Here is a 241-nt window from a genome sequence, read left to right on the forward strand (position 1 = left end):
CGCGACGTGATGTTCCCTCGGGTCTTCCTGCGTCAGGAAAAACGTGAAGCGCTCGAACAGGTCCTCAAGGCGCAGCAGCGTCCGGATTCGCTCGTTGAAGGGATACTCGTAAAGAATCAAGCGCGCTCGCCTCGGGCGTGGTCGGTGAAGGATTTGCAGGACATTCTAATGCCGTGGGACTGCTGTCGCAATCGCATGCGGCCCGCGATTGCTTCACGCGCTATTCCGGCTGCGTGCCAGG

1 pseudogene is annotated in these 241 nt (G+C 60.2%); it reads right to left on the minus strand.

From position 1 onward, the window contains the following. Positions 1 to 120: pseudogene (locus SB772_RS44930) on the minus strand (cell division protein ZapD); the annotation flags it as partial. Positions 121 to 241: the final 121 nt, after the last annotated feature.

The organism is Paraburkholderia sp. SIMBA_030 (assembly GCF_046535245.1).
GTDB lineage: Bacteria > Pseudomonadota > Gammaproteobacteria > Burkholderiales > Burkholderiaceae > Paraburkholderia.